At 60.5% G+C, this 17,046-nt stretch carries 12 protein-coding genes; 2 read left to right on the top strand and 10 right to left on the bottom strand.

Going from position 1 to position 17,046, the window contains the following annotated elements; all coding sequences use genetic code 11:
* Positions 1 to 178 precede the first annotated feature (178 nt).
* The 5 genes from AC07VR_RS11430 to pbpC form a co-directional block, all read right to left on the bottom strand.
* Positions 179 to 742 (bottom strand): DUF4136 domain-containing protein, encoded by a 564-nt coding sequence (locus AC07VR_RS11430; RefSeq protein ID WP_494993532.1) that lies wholly within the window; start codon positions 740 to 742, stop codon positions 179 to 181.
* Between the two features lie 41 nt (positions 743 to 783).
* Positions 784 to 1,395: a DUF4136 domain-containing protein gene (locus tag AC07VR_RS11425; RefSeq protein WP_495011282.1), complete on the bottom strand. Its 612-nt coding sequence runs from the start codon at positions 1,393 to 1,395 to the stop codon at positions 784 to 786.
* 24 nt (positions 1,396 to 1,419) lie between these two features.
* Positions 1,420 to 2,169, bottom strand: coding sequence for a methyltransferase (locus AC07VR_RS11420; RefSeq protein WP_494993530.1), 750 nt, complete (start codon positions 2,167 to 2,169; stop codon positions 1,420 to 1,422).
* Positions 2,169 to 2,471: a MazG-like family protein gene (locus AC07VR_RS11415; protein ID WP_494993529.1), complete on the bottom strand. Its 303-nt coding sequence runs from the start codon at positions 2,469 to 2,471 to the stop codon at positions 2,169 to 2,171. The genes AC07VR_RS11420 and AC07VR_RS11415 overlap by 1 nt, the downstream gene beginning before the upstream one ends.
* Positions 2,472 to 2,621: 150 nt before the next feature.
* Entirely contained in the window at positions 2,622 to 4,943 is a 2,322-nt protein-coding gene (pbpC, locus tag AC07VR_RS11410) for a peptidoglycan glycosyltransferase PbpC (protein WP_495011281.1), read from the bottom strand.
* Positions 4,944 to 5,186: 243 nt separating this feature from the next.
* Here pbpC and AC07VR_RS11405 point away from each other — a divergent pair, with 243 nt between their 5' ends.
* A complete protein-coding gene (locus AC07VR_RS11405; RefSeq protein WP_494993527.1) occupies positions 5,187 to 5,480 on the top strand; it encodes a hypothetical protein in 294 nt (97 codons plus the stop codon).
* Between the two features lie 105 nt (positions 5,481 to 5,585).
* Here AC07VR_RS11405 and AC07VR_RS11400 read toward each other — a convergent pair whose 3' ends face one another.
* The gene (locus tag AC07VR_RS11400) at positions 5,586 to 10,487 is read right to left on the bottom strand and encodes an alpha-2-macroglobulin family protein (protein WP_495011280.1); all 4,902 of its coding nucleotides are present in this window, start codon (positions 10,485 to 10,487) and stop codon (positions 5,586 to 5,588) included.
* A gap of 297 nt (positions 10,488 to 10,784) precedes the next feature.
* Between AC07VR_RS11400 and AC07VR_RS11395 the strand changes: the two genes are divergently transcribed.
* Positions 10,785 to 12,134, top strand: a complete 1,350-nt coding sequence (locus tag AC07VR_RS11395; protein WP_495011279.1) for an MATE family efflux transporter — start codon at positions 10,785 to 10,787, stop codon at positions 12,132 to 12,134.
* A gap of 282 nt (positions 12,135 to 12,416) precedes the next feature.
* Here AC07VR_RS11395 and speA read toward each other — a convergent pair whose 3' ends face one another.
* From speA to AC07VR_RS11375, 4 genes are all read right to left on the bottom strand, one after another.
* On the bottom strand, positions 12,417 to 14,330 hold the full coding sequence (gene speA, locus AC07VR_RS11390; RefSeq protein ID WP_494993524.1) for an arginine decarboxylase: 1,914 nt from the start codon (positions 14,328 to 14,330) through the stop codon (positions 12,417 to 12,419).
* A gap of 224 nt (positions 14,331 to 14,554) precedes the next feature.
* On the bottom strand, positions 14,555 to 14,926 hold the full coding sequence (locus tag AC07VR_RS11385) for a translation initiation factor Sui1 (protein ID WP_494993523.1): 372 nt from the start codon (positions 14,924 to 14,926) through the stop codon (positions 14,555 to 14,557).
* Positions 14,927 to 15,193: 267 nt separating this feature from the next.
* A complete protein-coding gene (locus tag AC07VR_RS11380) occupies positions 15,194 to 15,751 on the bottom strand; it encodes an NUDIX hydrolase (protein ID WP_495011278.1) in 558 nt (185 codons plus the stop codon).
* Positions 15,752 to 15,754: 3 nt separating this feature from the next.
* Entirely contained in the window at positions 15,755 to 16,822 is a 1,068-nt protein-coding gene (locus AC07VR_RS11375; RefSeq protein WP_494993521.1) for a DUF2333 family protein, read from the bottom strand.
* Positions 16,823 to 17,046 lie beyond the last annotated feature (224 nt).

Genomic DNA, 17,046 nt, shown 5'->3' with positions numbered 1-17,046 from the left:
CCCGAATGGGACATCGAGCACTCCTTTGCCGGCGCAGTGCCGAGCGCTTCCTCCAGTAGGTAATCCCCGGGGGAGGCGAAGTTCCCTGCAGCCGCTGCCGCAGGCTGCGGCAGCAGGGTATTGCGCAAAACCAATTGCTTAACCGACTGACATTACCTGGCTTCTGATGAAAAGGTCCTTACCTCGGCGGATAATTCGCCAAAATCCTGCCCACTGTTACCCGTATAGCGGCGCTGCGGTCTGCCGGCTCCGGCGTGCGGCTGAGCATTTGCTCGTCACTGCCTCTCCAGACAAGCTTGCCGTCCTTGCCATCGAGCAGGTCGATCTGAATGGTCGCGACCTTGTAGGTGACATTGCGGGTTTCGTTGTACATCGGCCCGCCCCAATAACCATTCCATGGGCGACCCCAGGCGCCGCCGCCGCCGTAACTGGTGGTCACTTGTTGCTGACGGTTTTCGACGATCAGGTAAGCCTGCACCTTGAGATCGCCCTTGGTACCAGTGGCAGCCGGACGCAGACCACGCTGATCCAATTGATCGCTGATCGCCTGGCGGATGCGCTGCTCGGTCAGGTCACTTTTGATCCGTGGATCATCGGGGCGGTATTGCAGGGCGGGTTCTTTCCAGCTCCAGCTGCGATAGGCGGCGAAGTCTCGGCTGGCATCGAAGTCGTGGTTGACCTGGCTGGAAGCGCAAGCGCCGAGCAACGCAACCAAAGCCAGTAAAACGAGACGGCGGAACATGATTTTTCTCCGGTCGAAGACATGAACCTGACGACGTGTCGCTAACCAGGAGGATACGCCGAAAGGGCCTTTTCCACAGCTTTGCGCAATGCATCGGCACGCTCGCTGAGACTGCCCTGGCTACTGGTTTCGGCACTGGAGCTCCACACCGGCTGACCGCTGCCGGCGTCAAACAAGTCGACCCGCACGACCATCACTTGCACCTCATACGTGCGCACGACCGGCACCGTGTTGTACATACCGTAGCCATTGCCATATCGGTTATAACCGCCGTAGCCGTAGTCGTCCTGCACCTGACGCAGTCGTTTCTCCAGATGCACGTCGGCGCTGACCCACAGGTCCGCCGGACGGTTGTCACGCAGCGGGCGCAAACCGCGTTGGTCAAGAGCATTGCTGACCGCTTCAGCAATCTGCGCTGAGTCGGCCCAAGCCGAGCCGGCGGGCAAACGCCCGTTGAGCCAGGCCCAGTTGCGATAGCGACCGTAATCCCGTTGCGGCGCCGGATAGGCGCTGCGGTCGAAAGTATTGGCGGCTTGTGGCGGTGCGGGCGGAATCGGGTTAGAGCTGGCGACATAAGGATTGTTGCCCTGGCAAGCGACCAGGCTCAAGTACAGCGAGCACCACAGCACGATTGATCCAACGCGGCGTTTCATTTCGCTCTCCACTGACGGGACCGCTTAAACCGGACGGCAGATCCAATGCAAATAACGCCCAAGTCCGGCAAAGCTTGGGTGACGACGATGAGCCAGCTCCATTTCCAGCAAATCCAGCAATTCGGCGCGTGCCTGGAATTCCACCGGCATATAGTCGTGGAAAACCCGCACCCCGCTCTGAGTTTCGACCTGCCACAGACCTTCGAGTTGCACTGCCAATTCACGTGGATCAAGCGGCTGCTGAGGCGTCAGGCTCTGCTTTTCACCGGCCATGTTGTTCTTGCGCATCTTGCGGAAGTGGCCCTTGAGCAAGTTGCGATAAATCAACGCATCACGGTTGTAGAACGCCAGCGATAGCCAGCCTTCCTGGGTCGTAAGCTGATGCAGCACCGGCAGGATCGCGTGGGGCTCGGCCAGCCATTCCAGCACCGCGTGGCAAAGCACCAGGTCGTAAGGCTCGGTGAGCTGGCCGAGCAATTCCTGCCACGGTGCCTGAATGAAGGTCGCGGTTTGACCCGCCTCGGCGAAACGCTGGCGCGCGCCTTCGAGCATCGGCTCGGCAGGCTCGGCCAGTGTCACCTGATGCCCACGCTCGGCCAGCCACAGGGACATGTGACCAAGACCGGCACCGATATCCAGCACCCGCAATGGGCGGTCCGGCAGGGCCTCGGCCAGATCGGCCTGGAGCACCGCGAGGCGAATCGCGCCTTTGGCACCACCGTAGATTTTCTCGGCGAAACGGGTCGCCAACTGATCGAAATGACGGTCGCTCATTAGCTGAATCTCCGTTCGCTGTCTGCCAGCTTGCTGCGCACGACCTGTTCCATGTCCAGCCCCAACTCGCTGCACAACAACAATAGATAAAGCACGATGTCGCCCACTTCCTGACCGGCATGGGCAAGTTTTTCGGCAGGCAACTGCCGCGACTGATCCTCGCTGAGCCACTGGAATATTTCCACCAGTTCAGCCATTTCCACACTGGCGGCCATGGCCAGGTTTTTCGGGCTATGGAATTGGCGCCAGTCGTTACGGTCGCGGATGGAGTGTAGGCGTTCGGTCAGTTCGTCAAGGTTCATCGGGCTCTCCTGAAGGCGTATAGCTTCGGGTGGATGGCGAGTGAAGGCAAGTACCGGGCATTGCTGTCGCTTCGCGACAGATCGCGAGCAAACTCGCTCCTGCAAGAACAGCGCATAACCTTTCGGAGCAAGCTTGCTCGCGATGACGGACTAATCAACAACACTGAATTCGACCTGTGCGGTCTGCCCGCCCTCGTCGAGCACGCTGAGCTGGTAGCGGCCGAGCTGATCAAAGGTCGCGTTGATGCTGTCTTGACTGGCGCTGTCACCCAGCGGTGCGCCATTGATAAACCACCATCGTCGACCGCTGCCGCCCAAGGCCGAAAGCTCCAATCGCAGCAGTTCCTGGCTGGCGGCCGGGCGGCGCAGTTGATCGCCTTCGTGCACGCCGACAATCGATAATGGCGACGCGGCTGACAGCATCGGCCCCGGGCACTCAGGGTCGTTGGCCGGCAAACGCGCTTCGCGACGCTCCACCCTCGGCAACCACGGTTCCAGCGGTGCTGGCCACAACGCAATATCAAGAGCCTGCGCCCCTGGGCATTTGACGTCGACCCGCAGGCCCTTGGCGTTAACCCAGATTTTTTCCAGCAAACCGACGCCCAGTGGTTGATCAAGTGCCTGCAAGGTTGGCGGGGTGGTGCCGTCCAGGGTCCAGGCGAAACGCTGGCGCCGACAATTGGGATCGTTACGGTTCATGGGCTGACCTAATGGCCAACAGATCGCCGCTACCCCGACGTTCATCGGCACCGGTTGCGCCGGCACGGTGATTCCCCGCTGACTGTCGCGGTTGATCAGCACGTCGTGCACTTGCAGCATCAGTGGCGCTGCCGAGGCCAGACCAAACTGCCCCGGCACCGGGGTGCCGTCCGGGCGGCCGATCCAGGTGCCGATCAAGTACCGTGGGCCGACGCCAATCGCCCAGGCATCGCGAAAACCGTAGCTGGTGCCGGTTTTCCAGGCCAGCACCGGGCGCTGCACCAACTCGGCAAGCGGATCGCGATCCGGCCGCGCCTGACCGCTGAGGATCCGCCGCACGATCCACGCCGAGCCCGGCGACAGCAACGGCCGCTCATACAGCACATCGTCCGGTTGCAAACGAATATTGGCGCTCTTGCCACCACGGGCGAAAGCACTGTAACCACTGACCAGATCCTCCAGACGACTACCAGCCCCGCCCAAAATCAACGCCAGGTTCGGCTCGGCCAACGCCGGCAGCGTCAGCGGCACGCCGCCGATGCGCATCCGGGCGGCGAAACGTTTCGGCCCGTAGGCTTCGAGCAGCTGCACCGCGGGCAGATTCAGCGACATCGCAAGCGCGCTACTGGCCGACACCGCACCGCTGAAGCCCATGGAAAAGTTGCCCGGCCGGTAATCGCCGTAACGCCGCGGCACGTCCTGCAGCAGGGATTCGGAATGGATCAGCCCGGCATCCATGGCCATGCCATACAGGAAGGGTTTTAGGGTCGAACCGGGCGAGCGCATGGCGCTGATCATGTCCACATGACCAAAGCGCCGTGTGTCGTTGATGTCTACCGAGCCAAGGTAGGCGCGCACCGCCATGGTCTCTTCTTCGACCACCAGAATCGCTGCGGACGTATGCTCCGGCAAGCGCGCGCGCCAGCCCAGCAGCAGGTCCTCAAGACGTCGCTGCAAAGTAGCATCCAGGGTGGTGCGGATCAGCGGCGGGCTGTCCGGGCGATTCAACCTTCGCGCCAGCAACGGCGCGAGGCTCGGTTCCAGGCGTGGCGCCAGCAGCAAGGGCTCTTCCAGTGCTTCGTTCACCGCTGATTGCGGCCAGACATGGAACTGTGCCAGCCGCCGCAAGACTTTATCCCGTGCCACTTGGGCTCGCGCCGGGTGACGGTCCGGGCGCAAGCGGCTCGGTGCCTGCGGCAGGACCGCCAGCAGTGCAGCTTCGGCGTGAGTCAGTTGCTGCGGCGACTTGCCAAGGTATGCCCAACTGGCCGCCGCCACGCCTTGCAGCGTACCGCCGAACGGCGCGCGATTGAGATACAGGCTGAGGATTTGATCCTTGGACAGATGCCATTCCAGTTGCGCGGTGCGCCAGAGTTGCCGCAGTTTGCCGAGCAGCGTTCGCGTGTGCGGATCAAGCTGGCGCGCGACCTGCATCGACAATGTGCTGCCCCCCGACAGCACGCGCCCGCCAGAGAGGTTCTGCCATACGGCGCGCCCCAGCGCCAAGGGATTAACGCCGGGGTGCTGATAAAACCAGCGATCTTCGTAGGTCAGCAGCGCTTGGAGGTAATACGGCGAAACCTGATGGGGCTCCACCGGGTAGCGCCATACGCCATTGGCATCGGCGAACCGCCACAGCGGCGTGCCGTCTTCGGCCAGCACCACACGCGCCAGATCGTCTTGGGGCAAGGGCAACGGCCAGATGCGGTCGGCGAGCCAGAGCAGTGCGATCAACAGCAGTACAACAACCAGAACCCTACGCAAAAATCTCATCCAGCGCGGCCCCTGCCGGAGCCTGGGGGGACGCCGGGTTCTTGCTCGCGAAGGTAATTCACCTGACACACCGCGTCGCCGCAATCGCAGGCGAGCCAGCCCCCACAGGGAACGCAGACGCTCAGTAACTAATCGCAAATTCAAACCCGCAAACCTCTATGCTTTAAGGGAACTCGCTAAAGCGAATAATGGCCTAAGGCCCGGGCATGGCAATGACGCCAACCCTTTCATCAGGACGCATACATGCAGGTAGAAAGCTTTTCCGAATGGCTCGGCCAGGCACTTGGTTCAGTCATCCGGTTTATCGTCGATGTGCTCAGTGGATTTTTCGATGCATTGACTCACGCCAGCAGCAATTTTATCGAGGGGTTTTCCCGGGCGCTGGGCATGGACGCCTCGATCATCAGCATCCTCGCGCTGATTATCGGCCTGATGCTGCTGTACTCGGCGATCCGCGCCTTTATGCGGGCCTCAATCATCATGGGGATCATCTGGCTGGTGCTCGGGCTGTGGTTGTTGAGCTGGATTATTCATTGAACCCAAAGAGCAAAATATCGTCCGAACGCGACCCGAACCTTCGGCAGTTCCTACGCGCTGATCGTTCCCACGCTCCGCGTGGGAACGATCACAAAAATCTCTGCGCTATCTACCCTTGATCACCATCTGCGGCACTGTTTCGCCCACAGCCTGCCAGTTCGGCCGGTACATCGACTCCACTTGCGGCGGTGGTACGCGGTAGGCGCCAGGGGTGACGGCCCGCGCCAGGTACAGCAGGTGCGCAGTGCCGTAACCGTCCAGGTCCATCGCCGCCACGTAGCGGTCATCGCGGAATTCCTGATGCTTGAGGCGGGCGTTCTGCATCGAGTCCCGCCATTCCTTGACCTTGCTACTGGCGTTTTCCAGGCTCGCAGCGCTCTGAGCCAGGTTCTGGTTTTCCAGCTCCAGACCGGCCGGCAATAAATCCACCACCAAGGCATCCGGCACTCGCTGTTTGGCACTGAGTGCCAAGTGCACCAGTACCAGATCACCACTGGTCAAGGCCTTGAGGTTCAACGGTTGGCCGTTCATGCCCAGGTACTCGCGGCGAATGCTCAGGTTCTCGCCACCGGCTACCGGCGCCAGTTGTGGATAACCGGAGATGGTCAGTTGCTGATACACAGGCTCCTTGCCTTCGTTGTGGAGGGACAGCGGCGAAGCCAGCAACGGGCCTTCAAGTTTCAGGCCAGGCTGGTTATTGCTCAGCTCACGGGTTTCACCACCACTGCTCAGTTGCGCATTCCAGATGGCTTCGGGTTTACCCAGCAAACCACGGCCGGCGAGAAACAGCGAGTTGCGCTCCTGGGTCGACAGGTATCGGCTGGCAGCCAGTTGATCGGACAACTCGAACAGACGCTCTTCACGCTTACCCCTGGCCAGGTCGTTCTCTTCCAGCAAGGCTAGAATCAGCGCCTGATCGCGCAGCGGGCTGCCGTAATCGGCGAGCCAGTCCTTGCTGTTGCGCGACGCTGCCAACCCTGTGATCAAGGCCTGATCAGCACGCGGCTGATCGCCCATTTTCTGCAAGGCAATGGACAGTTGCACAAGCGGCAGACCGGAGCGGGCATCGGTACGCCGCTCGAACAGACTGCGCAACGCACCCAGCGGCGCCTGTTGGCTGCGGGCCAATACCAGACCGGCATAGGCCTGCACCGCGAAACGCGTGTGCTCGGCATTTTCGCTGTAGTTCACTTCGATCAGGTTACGTTCCTGCACATAACGCAGCAGCCGCTCGCTGGCCTTTTTCAGGGCTTCAGGCGGTACCGTGAAACCTTGCTCGCGAGCACGCAACAGGAAGTCGGTGACGTAGGCGGTCAGCCAGTACTCTTCTTCACCGTTCGCCCCCCATAAACCGAAGCTGCCGTTGTAGCGCTGCATGCCCAACAGGCGCTCGATGCCCAGCTCGATCTTGCGTTTGCGGTCAGCATCCGGCTCGCCTTCCAGACCGAGGCGTTCAAGGCTCGCGGCATCGGCATAAAGCGACGGATACAGCCCGCTGGTGGTTTGCTCCAGGCAACCATACGGATACGCCTTGAGCGCACGGATCTGTTCGCCAAGGTTCAACGGCGGTCGGCTCGACAGGCTGAGCAAGGCTTCACGCCCGGCCGGTTCGAAAGCCGCCAGCTCACCTTCCGGCAAGTTCCACGGTTGATCCTTGAGCACCGCGCGGTAGTGTTTGAGCATCGCCGGATAGGCTGGACGCACGCCCAGCGTCCAGTCGCGGGTGAACGGCGGCAAGCTCTCGCCCGGCAGGTCGAGGCCGTTGACCAGCACCTTGACCTTGCCCTGACCAAAGCCACCCAGTGCCTGCACCGGAATCTGCAACGTCGTGCGCTGGCCTTCAGTCAGTTGCACGCTGTGGGTCACGTCACCGAGCAGACTCAGTTGGCCCTCGGCACTCAGTTGCACCGTCAGATTCTGTGCCTTGCCCGAGAGGTTCGACAGGTCCAGCGCCAGCTTCGTCTGGTCACCACCAGCAAGGAAACGCGGCGCCGACAGCTCGGCGATCAGCGGCGCGGCGATCACGGTTTTGCCTTCGGCCATGCCGTAGCGATCATCGGTCCAGGCCTGAGCCATCAGACGCAGTTCGCCGTTGAAGTCCGGAATGTCGACGCTGACTTCACCTTCGCCCTGTTCGTTCAGGGTCACCGGCGCACTTTGCAGGGCAACGATGGTCACGCTGGTGTCGGGACGCTTGCCACCCTTGGCCAGCGCCGCGTCGCCACCGAACGCCAGGCTGGCCAAACGGCCCTGCCCGGCTTCAATCAGTTGCCCATAGATATCCAGTTGGTCAGCGCCATACGCCTTGCGACCGAACAGGCTGGAGTACGGGTCAGGCGTTGGGTATTCGGTGATATTGAGGATGCCCACGTCCACCGCAGCCAGCAGCACGTGCACGTGTTTCGGCATGCTGCCATCGGCATTTTTCGCCTGAATCTTCACCGTCAGCGGCTGTTTGGGGCGCATCTTTTCCGGTGCATTCAGGGTCACCCCGAGTTTGCGCTGGGTCCGATCCAGCGGCAGGTGCAGCACGCCGACCGCGCGTTTCGGGGTGACATTGGCTTTGCGTTCACCCGGACGAATCACCAGCGCGCTGACATACAGGTCATGCCGCGACCATTTCGGATCAAGCTTGACCGCGAAGCTTTTGCCTGCGGCCGGCACATCGATTTCCTGCCACCACAATGGTCCGTCGCTGGACTCCACCAGCAGATAACCTTTGCCAGCTGCGGGCGCCGTGACTGTCACGTTAGCCGTGTCGCCATCGCCATAGGCGGGCTTGTCCAGCGCCAGTTTGACCTGATCCGGTCGCACCGCGCCGCCTTCGGTGTTGTCCTGGGAGCGGTAACCGGCCCAGAAACGCAGACTGCTGAGCAGTCCGGTCTGCGGGTCTTCGACTTCGACGCGATACGGGCCCCACTCCACCGGAAAACTGACTTTCGCGGTGTCACCGGCCTTGATGCTGACGGTCTCTTCATCGAGGGTGAGGAATTTTTCGTTGAAGTGATAGCTCCAGCCATCGCTTTGCGAGTAGTTCCAGTAGTAGTCACGACGCTCGCGCACCAGCCGTACCTTGAGGTTGTCCGCCGCCAGCTTCTGACCTTCATTGTTGGCCAGCAGCAGCTCGAACCCGACCGGGCCGTTGCCGTCGGTTTCTTTGCCATCAAACAACGCCCGCAGCCCCGGCAAACGATCCGCCGGCCATACCGGTTGCACCACACGACGAGTGATCGGGCGACCACCGGACTCGTGCAGGCTGGCCTGAACGATCAGTTGTAGCGGCGACCTGGCCCCGGCCCACTTGCTTTCCAGATCGATGGTTGCCTCGCCGTTGGCGTCCAGCGTGCTCTCGTCCAGATCCAGATCCTGACTCAGCTCTGCTTCGGTGACCGAGCCGAATTGATAACCGGGTAGCGCGTTGACCGCCTCACGCAGCGGGCGCACATAAACCTGGCCGCTCAGGCGATTGCCCGAGGCCGGAGCACCATAGAGATAACGGCCTTTGACGCTGATTTCCGCGGTATCGGCCGGTTTGATCGGGGCATCGCGGCCTTTTAGCTCAAGGGCCAGACGCTCGGGCAGGAAGTCTTCGACGAGGAACTCATACAACTGCGGCTTGCCGTCACCCAGATCGAACACCAGCTGCCAACGCCCGGTCGGCGCTTCACCGGCCAGTTGCAGTGGGTATTGATAGAGACCGGACGCATCGGCGTCCCAGACGAACTTGCGACTGACCTGCTCATCCGGGCGACGCACTTCAACGCTGACCGGCTGCGGTTTGACGGCATTACCGTCCTTGTCCCGCAGCAAGGCGTTGAGCAGCACGGTTTCGCCGGGGCGATACAGGTCACGCGGGCCAAACACAAAAAACTGCAGGGGATGGGCTTGTGGCCCGCCGATATCGAACTCGGCAAGGTCCAGCGCGGCGCTGTTGAGTCGTAACATACTGGTCTGCTCGCCCTGATGGGCCAGCAACACTTCGGCTTTTTTCGGCAGCGACAACTCGGTATGGCCGCCCTTCTCGGTCTTGCCCTGGCCTACTACCCGGCCCTCGCTATCAAGCAGTTCGAGACTGACGTCATCCAGAGCTTTACCGCCGTCCAGCGCTTGAGTAAAGACATCCAGACGGTTCTGGTAACGGTGCACCGACAGACCGATGTCACTGAGGGTAAAGAGGGTCGCCGGTTGCGAGTAGTTATAGGTGCCGGAAGCCCGCATCACCGCCAGGTAAACGCCAGCCTGTTGCAGTTGCTTGAGGCCGGCGATCGGCAGTAACAGGGTTTCCCGGGTATTGCGTGCCGGGTTCAGGTCGAAGCGACCACCGTAAACCAGATCGGCCATCGGCAGCAGTTCGCGCGATTCATAACTTTGCAGACTGGCGCTGCGGCCCCACCGACTGAGAAACGCCGGGAGGGATTCGGGTTTGATCCGGAAGAACTCGACGTCGATCTTGTCGACATTCAGCGCGATCACCGGCAGGCCTTCGGCCAGACGGGTCGGCAACAAGGTGCCACGACTGGCGAAGCCTACGGTGGGTTGCAGGTCACGGGTTTCCAGGCGGCTGACGTACTCGGCGGCAAGTCTGGCATCGTTGACCCCGCGTAGCCCGGCATCGACAGTGAGCACCAGTTTGCGCCGGGGCTCAAGATGGCGCAGGCGCAGTTCCATCAGGTTGTCGGAGAGTTCCCAGGCACCGTCGATCTTGCCCGATTTGCTGTCGACCAGATGCAGTTTTTCGTCGAACTTCTGCTCAGGGTCCAGCGGCACCGAAAAGCTCACCGACAGCGTGCTGGCACCATCAAGCTGAACTTCGGAAACGTCCACCACGCTTAACTCACGGCCGGCGTAGCGCTGCTTCAGTACCGCAGTGTCCTGAATCGCCTTGGCCGTGGGCGCTGTGACCGCCGCCGGGGGCGCGGCGGTGGGAGGCGCTTTTTCGGAAGTCGACGAATCGCAAGCGCTTAGCAGCGCCAACGCACAGGCCAGAAACAGTCCTTTGTTAAGCATGGGGCACTCATTGGCAGGAGTATCGTAGCCTTGAACTATATATCACTGATGCCAAACCGCCTGGGGCGCCGGTCACATTGACCGACGCCGGGCGGGCTGGTTCTGGTCATTGAAGAATTTGCTGATGATCGTTCCCACGCTCCCGCGTGGGAATGCATCCCGTGACGCTCCGCGTCACATCAACGGCGATTGCTGCGCGTCCATGGCGGCGTTCCCACGCAGTGCGTGGGAACGATCAAGGAGGCGGCGCGAGTCCCGAAACTGCCGCTACAATGCCTGCTCTCTCAAGGAGCCTGCATGTCCACCCTGATCACCGACTGGCGCCACCGCTCAACCCATCGCCGTGTCTGGGCGCTCGCGGCGCCGATGATTCTGTCGAACATCTCCGTTCCACTGGTGGCCCTGGTCGACAGCACGGTGATCGGTCATCTGCCCTACGCCCACCAACTCGGTGCTGTGGCTATCGGTGCCAACCTGTATCTGTTTCTGGCCTGGTCGATGGGCTTTCTGCGCATGGGCTCCACCGGTTTTGCCGCCCAGGCCGCCGGGCGTGAAGACGGCGCAGCACTTCGACAGGTCCTGCTGCAAGGTTTGCTCTTGGCCATAGGCCTGGCGCTGCTGCTTGGGGTCATCGCCGTGCCGCTGAGCGGCGTCGCTTTAAACCTGATGCACCCCTCCGCCGAACTCGAGCAAATGACCCGGGACTTTTTCCATACCCGGCTGTTCGGTCTACCCGCAGCGCTGGCCAGTTACGCGCTGGTCGGCTGGTTCCTCGGCACCCAGAACGCCCGCGCACCTCTGGCGATTCTGCTGAGCACGAACCTGGTAAACATCGCGCTGAACCTGTGGTTCGTCCTCGGACTGGAGTGGGGTGTAGTCGGCGCGGCGCGGGCCTCGGTCATCGCCGAATGGACCGGTACCCTGATTGGTCTGGCCATGACCCGCAAAGCCCTGCGCGCCTACCCCGGCCACATTGCATGGGCGGCGCTGGCACTATGGCAAAGCTGGCGACCGCTGCTGGCGGTCAATCGGGACATTTTCATTCGCAGCCTGGCACTGCAATCAGTGTTTTTCCTGATCACCGTGCAAGGCGCACGGCTGGGTGACGCAACCGTCGCGGCCAACGCTCTGCTGCTCAACGGTTTACTACTGACCGCCCATGCGCTCGATGGCCTGGCCCATGCAGTGGAAGCTCTGTGCGGTCACGCCATCGGCGCCCATGACCGGCAGGCCTTGCGCCGTTCGCTGGTGGTAGCCTGCGGTTGGTCGTTGCTGACCAGCCTGGGCTTCGCCGTGGTATTTCTGTTTGCCGGTCATCTGTTCATCGAGATGCAGACCAACATCCAGAGCGTGCGCGACACCGCGTTCAGCTACTTGCCTTACCTCGCCGCGCTACCGCTGATCGCGGTCTGGAGCTACTTGCTCGACGGTCTGTTCATCGGCGCCACCCGTGCCAGGGAAATGCGCAACGGTATGCTGCTGACCGTGATCATCGTGCTACCGGTGGCCTGGGCTCTACAGAGCTTTGGCAACCATGGTCTGTGGCTGGCGTTTCTGCTGTTTATGCTGCTACGCAGCCTGACCCTCGGCGCTTTCGCCTGGCTCTTAAGCAAGAATGATGGCTGGTTTAGCGTCATCGCCCGCTGAGCGGGTGCAGTTCGAACACGAACGGTTCGCTGGCTGGATCAAATATTGGCGTGTTTCTACAGAGGGGGCGACGTGAGATTCTCGCTGAGAGACATCGTCGAGTAGAGAGCCTGGTACAGATCAGAAAGCGGCCTAAATGAAATGAAGACCTGCACTCTTTGATTCTTCGAAAACAAATGGCTTGCGCCATATACGTCTGAAAAAAATGCCGCGCCAGACCATCTGAAAAAACACACGGGTTGCAGTGCGTTTTCAGACAACCTGGCGCGACAGTTTGTTACCTCAAGAAGACAGGTAAGACGAGCGAGTCAGCCCCAGACGCAGAGCGTCGAGGTATTGAGTGCGTTCGGCCGGGCTGATCTTCGCGCAGGCGACTTTGTCCCGATAGTGGGTCATCAGCTCTTCCGGAGACAAATGCACGTAACGCAGCATGTCTTCGATGGTGTCGTGGGTTTCGATACCGGCGTGATACACGCTGCCGTCCGCATTCTGGTAGATATTCACCGAGTCGGTATCACCGAACAGGTTGTGCATATCACCGAGAATTTCCTGATAGGCGCCCACCAGGAAAATCCCCAGCAGGTAATCTTCACCGTCGTTTAGCGCATGCACCGGCAGGCTGGTTTCGATGCTTTGTTCATCGACGTACTGCTTGATCTTGCCATCGGAGTCGCAGGTCAGGTCTTGCAGCACAGCACGGCGCAGCGGCTCTTCGTCGAGACGGTGCAATGGCAGAATCGGCAGTACCTGGCCAATCGCCCAGGTGTCCGGCAGGCTCTGGAATACCGAGAAATTGCAGATGTACTTGTCGGCGAGCTTGTCGTTGAGTTCGTCGAGCACCTGACGGTGGGAACGCTGACGGGCTTTCAACGAGTTGTGCAGGCGACGGCAGACCGCGAAGTAGCACTGTTCGGCCAAAGCTTTCTCGGCCAGGGTCAGTTTGCCATCGGCGTACTGGGCAGCGATGTCACTCATGTAGTGCGTGGCACGCCAGTAGGTCTCGGTGACCATCTCGATGTCGGTCGGACCCAGCAGGTCTACCAGCCATTGCACGGTTTCCGGCAGCTCTTCCTTGTTCTCGATGACTGGCACGTCGTCGTTGTGCTTCTCGACGTCGGTCACCTGGACCACCAGCATGGCGTGGTGGGCGGTCAGCGAGCGGCCGCTCTCGGAGAAGATGTTCGGATGCGGCAGGCTCTGCGCATCGCAGAACTCCTTGAGCATTCCGACCACGACACCGGCGTAGTCGTCCATGTCGTAGTTGATCGAGCTGGCATTGCGCGAGTGGGTACCGTCGTAGTCAACGCCCAGGCCGCCGCCGACGTCGATGTGATCCACCGGCAGGCCAAGGTTGCGCAATTCGCCGTAATAGCGGATCGCTTCCTTGAAGCCATGCTGGTAGTCCGCCAGGTTGGCGATCTGCGAGCCCATGTGAAAGTGCAGCAAGCGAATGCCCTGATCCAGACCTGCGGCGCGGAAACGCTCGACCACTGAGATCAGCTGAGCGGCGGACAGACCGAATTTGGATTTTTCACCGCCGGTGTCAGCCCACTTGCTCGAGGCCAGGGAAGACAAACGCACCCGTAGACCGACCTGAGGTTTGACCTTAAGCGAGGCCGCTTCTTCGATCACCAGCTCAACTTCGGATTCTTTCTCGATAACGATGAACACGTTGTGACCAAGCTTCTGGCCCATCAGTGCCAGACGAATGAACTCACGGTCCTTGTAACCGTTGCAGACAATGGTTCCGCCTTTGGGCGCCAGCGCCAACACCGCCAGCAGTTCCGGCTTGGAGCCGGCTTCCAGGCCGATGGACACGTCCTGGGTGGCAATGATGTTCTCGATCACCGCTTCTTGCTGGTTGACCTTGATCGGGTACAGCGCGGTGTACTTGCTCTGGTATTCCAGACGCTCGATGTTGGCGTCGAATGCGCCGGTCAGCTGACGTACGCGGTCTTGCAGAATGTCCGGAAAGCGCACCAGTAGCGGCAACGACAGGCCGCTTTTACGCAGCTCATCGACTTGTTCGAACAGATCGATAGGCGAGCTGTTCGGGCCGTTCGGACGAACTTCGACGCGACCGGCGTCACTAATCGCGAAATACCCGGCCCCCCAATGGCGAATCCCATAAACACTGCGGCTGTCCGCAACTGTCCATTGGCTGCCATCGTCTTTGCGTGTGCGTCGTACGGACATCGAAGTCCCCTATAAATGAAGTCATAGAGCGTCGCCTGAGATCAGGCTGGCGCAGTCTAAAGAATGAAAATGACGATTAGCCTGTATTCGAGGGGGATAGACCTCGCATACAGCGCGGAGTTTAGAAACCGGTCATGAACAGGCTCTGTGAAAACCATGGAGACGACGGCAAACCTGTATCGGATCAGGACTGCGTCAAGTCGGGGTGGTCTTCACAGAGGCTGCTAGCCGCCGGACTTCTTCGCTTTAAAACCGAGCTTGATCAGCTCTGCCAAGAGTAGCTCGACATGCTCGCCCTGGATCTCGATGACCCCGTCTTTCAACGTGCCGCCGGTGCCGCAACGCTTTTTCAGCGTCGTGGCAAGCGTACTGAGGGCATCTTCGGCCAACGGCACGCCGGTGATGGTGGTCACCGTCTTGCCGCCACGGCCCTTGCTTTCGCGACGCACGCGAGCGATGCCGTCGCCGGCAGGGACAACGGTTTGTTTGCAGATGCAGGCATCCACCGGCTGGCTACAGTCCGGGCAATGTCGACCTGCGTCGGTGGAAAATACCAAGCCACCAAGGGCGGCGAAGGATGCGGCTTTTTTGGCCACCGGCAATCCTCTTGGGAGGACAAAGACTGGTCGAAGCGCTTTGGCAAGTGCCATCGACCGCGAAGCCCCACTCAGGCAGGGGCAGCGCTACTGAAACGGTACAGACTTGTAGGAGCAGAGCTTGCTCGCGATGGACGTCAACGATAACGCGCGGCATCAGACAGCACGTGTCGTTCATGCGTCCTTCGCGAGCAAGCTTCGCTCCTACAAAAGGTCGCGCAGTGTAACGGCAAAAAGCGCACTTGCTAAGAGCCAATCGGCGCCAATTTATACATCTTTTGCGACGTTTGCGCCCTGTGAACGCAGATAACGTTTCAAGGCCGCCAGAGAGTCCGGGCAATAAGGCTTTTGCTGAATTTCCTGCATGACCTGATCGATCGGCATAAAGCGCGCCTCCAGCACTTCCTCTGGCTGCAAACGCAATGGCCCGTCCCAGACCGCCGAGAACGCCGAACACCACAGTCGATTATCAGTGTCTTCGAAGAAAAAGTGATCATGTGCAGTCAATTCCACACCGCTGACCCCAAGCTCTTCTTCCAGTTCACGGGCCGCCGATTCGGCATAGGTCTCAGTCGCCAGCACCATGCCGCCGGCTGCCACGTCCCAATAACCGGGATAGATAGCTTTGCTCAGGGTGCGCCGATGCACGCACAGCTCACCGGCCGAATTGAACAGCATGATGTAAGTTCCGCGCCCGATCAGCCCACGCTCGCGCAAATCGGACCGGACCAGGGCGCCAAGCAAGTTGTCTTGCTCATCGACCCAGGCGATGTGTTCGGCATCCGAGGCCGCGCGATGTACGGCCTCTTTAGAGGTAACGTCCATGACTCAACCCTGGGAGAGCAGTTGACGCAAATCGATGACCGCTGCATTGGCCCGCGAGATGTAGTTGGCCATGACCAGCGAGTGGTTGGCCAGCACGCCAAAGCCGCTGCCGTTGAGAATCATTGGGCTCCATACTCGCTCCTGGGAGGCTTCCAGCTCACGAATGATCTGACGCACGCTGACCGTGGCGTTTTTCTTGGCCAATACGTCGGCAAAGTCGACTTCGATGGCGCGCAGCAGATGGGACAATGCCCAGGCCTGACCGCGGGCTTCGTAGAACACGTTGTCGATCTGCAGCCAAGGGGTTTCCACCAATTCTTCATCTAGCTGCGGCACTTGACCGGGTGCCAGTGCTTCGGTTTTCAGCGCGGTATTGAGTTTGACCCGACCGACGCTGGCCGACAGTCGTTGCGACAACGAGCCCAGGCGAGTGGCCACATCACCGAGCCAGTTATTGAGGTTGTCGGCCCGGGCGTAGAACAGGGCGTTCTTCTGCGATGGATCTGACAGCCGCGCCTGATAGCGACTCAGCGAGTTGATGCCTTCCTGGTACTCGGACTCACTGGAAGGCAGCATCCAGCTTTTGTTGTCGAAGTTGAAACGCGGCTCGGCCTTGCCCAGATCAGCGTCTTCTGCGGACTGCGATTGCGAACGGGCGAAGTCTTTGCGCAGGGCACGGGTCAGGTCGCGGACCTGTACCAGCACGCCATATTCCCAACTAGGGATATCGTCCAGCCAGACGCCCGGTGGAAAGCGATCATTGGAGAGGTAGCCGCCAGGTTTGTGCAGCAGCGTACCGGCAACAGTCTTGAGGGTTTCTACCGTGGTGTAACCGACGACCATCTGCTTGCCGTCCTTCTCAGCCGCCATTTGAGCATTCTGCTGAACCGCAAACAGTGCCGGTTCCTGGCTCCAGTACCAGCCCACGACAAGGGTCACCAGCAGGTACAAACCCACCACTGTGCCCAAGGCACGGCTGAACAGCAAACCACCGAAATAGCTGCGGGTTGCCGACTCAGGTTCAGCGGCACGATCAGGCGCGCTGCCTGCGCGGTTCTTCCAGTCCAGCATGGCTATATCCTTTCAATCACTTGAATTCATCGGTTCGACCACAACCCTACTCCATCGCGCCCCGGTTCGAGCGGATTAAATCAGCCGCAAACCAGGACGCCGCACAATAGTCGCGCATCAAGCCGCCACTATCAATGAAGCGCAGCCACCACCCCATGAGACCCGCCGTTCAAAAAATGAATGGCATCGCTTTGCAGTTTATTGATGCAGGACACTCATGCAAT

This window comes from Pseudomonas sp. GW821-FHT02H09 (genome assembly GCF_059421425.1).
The sequence above is the reverse complement of the archived record's forward strand: the minus strand, read 5'-3'. Positions and strand labels throughout refer to the sequence as shown.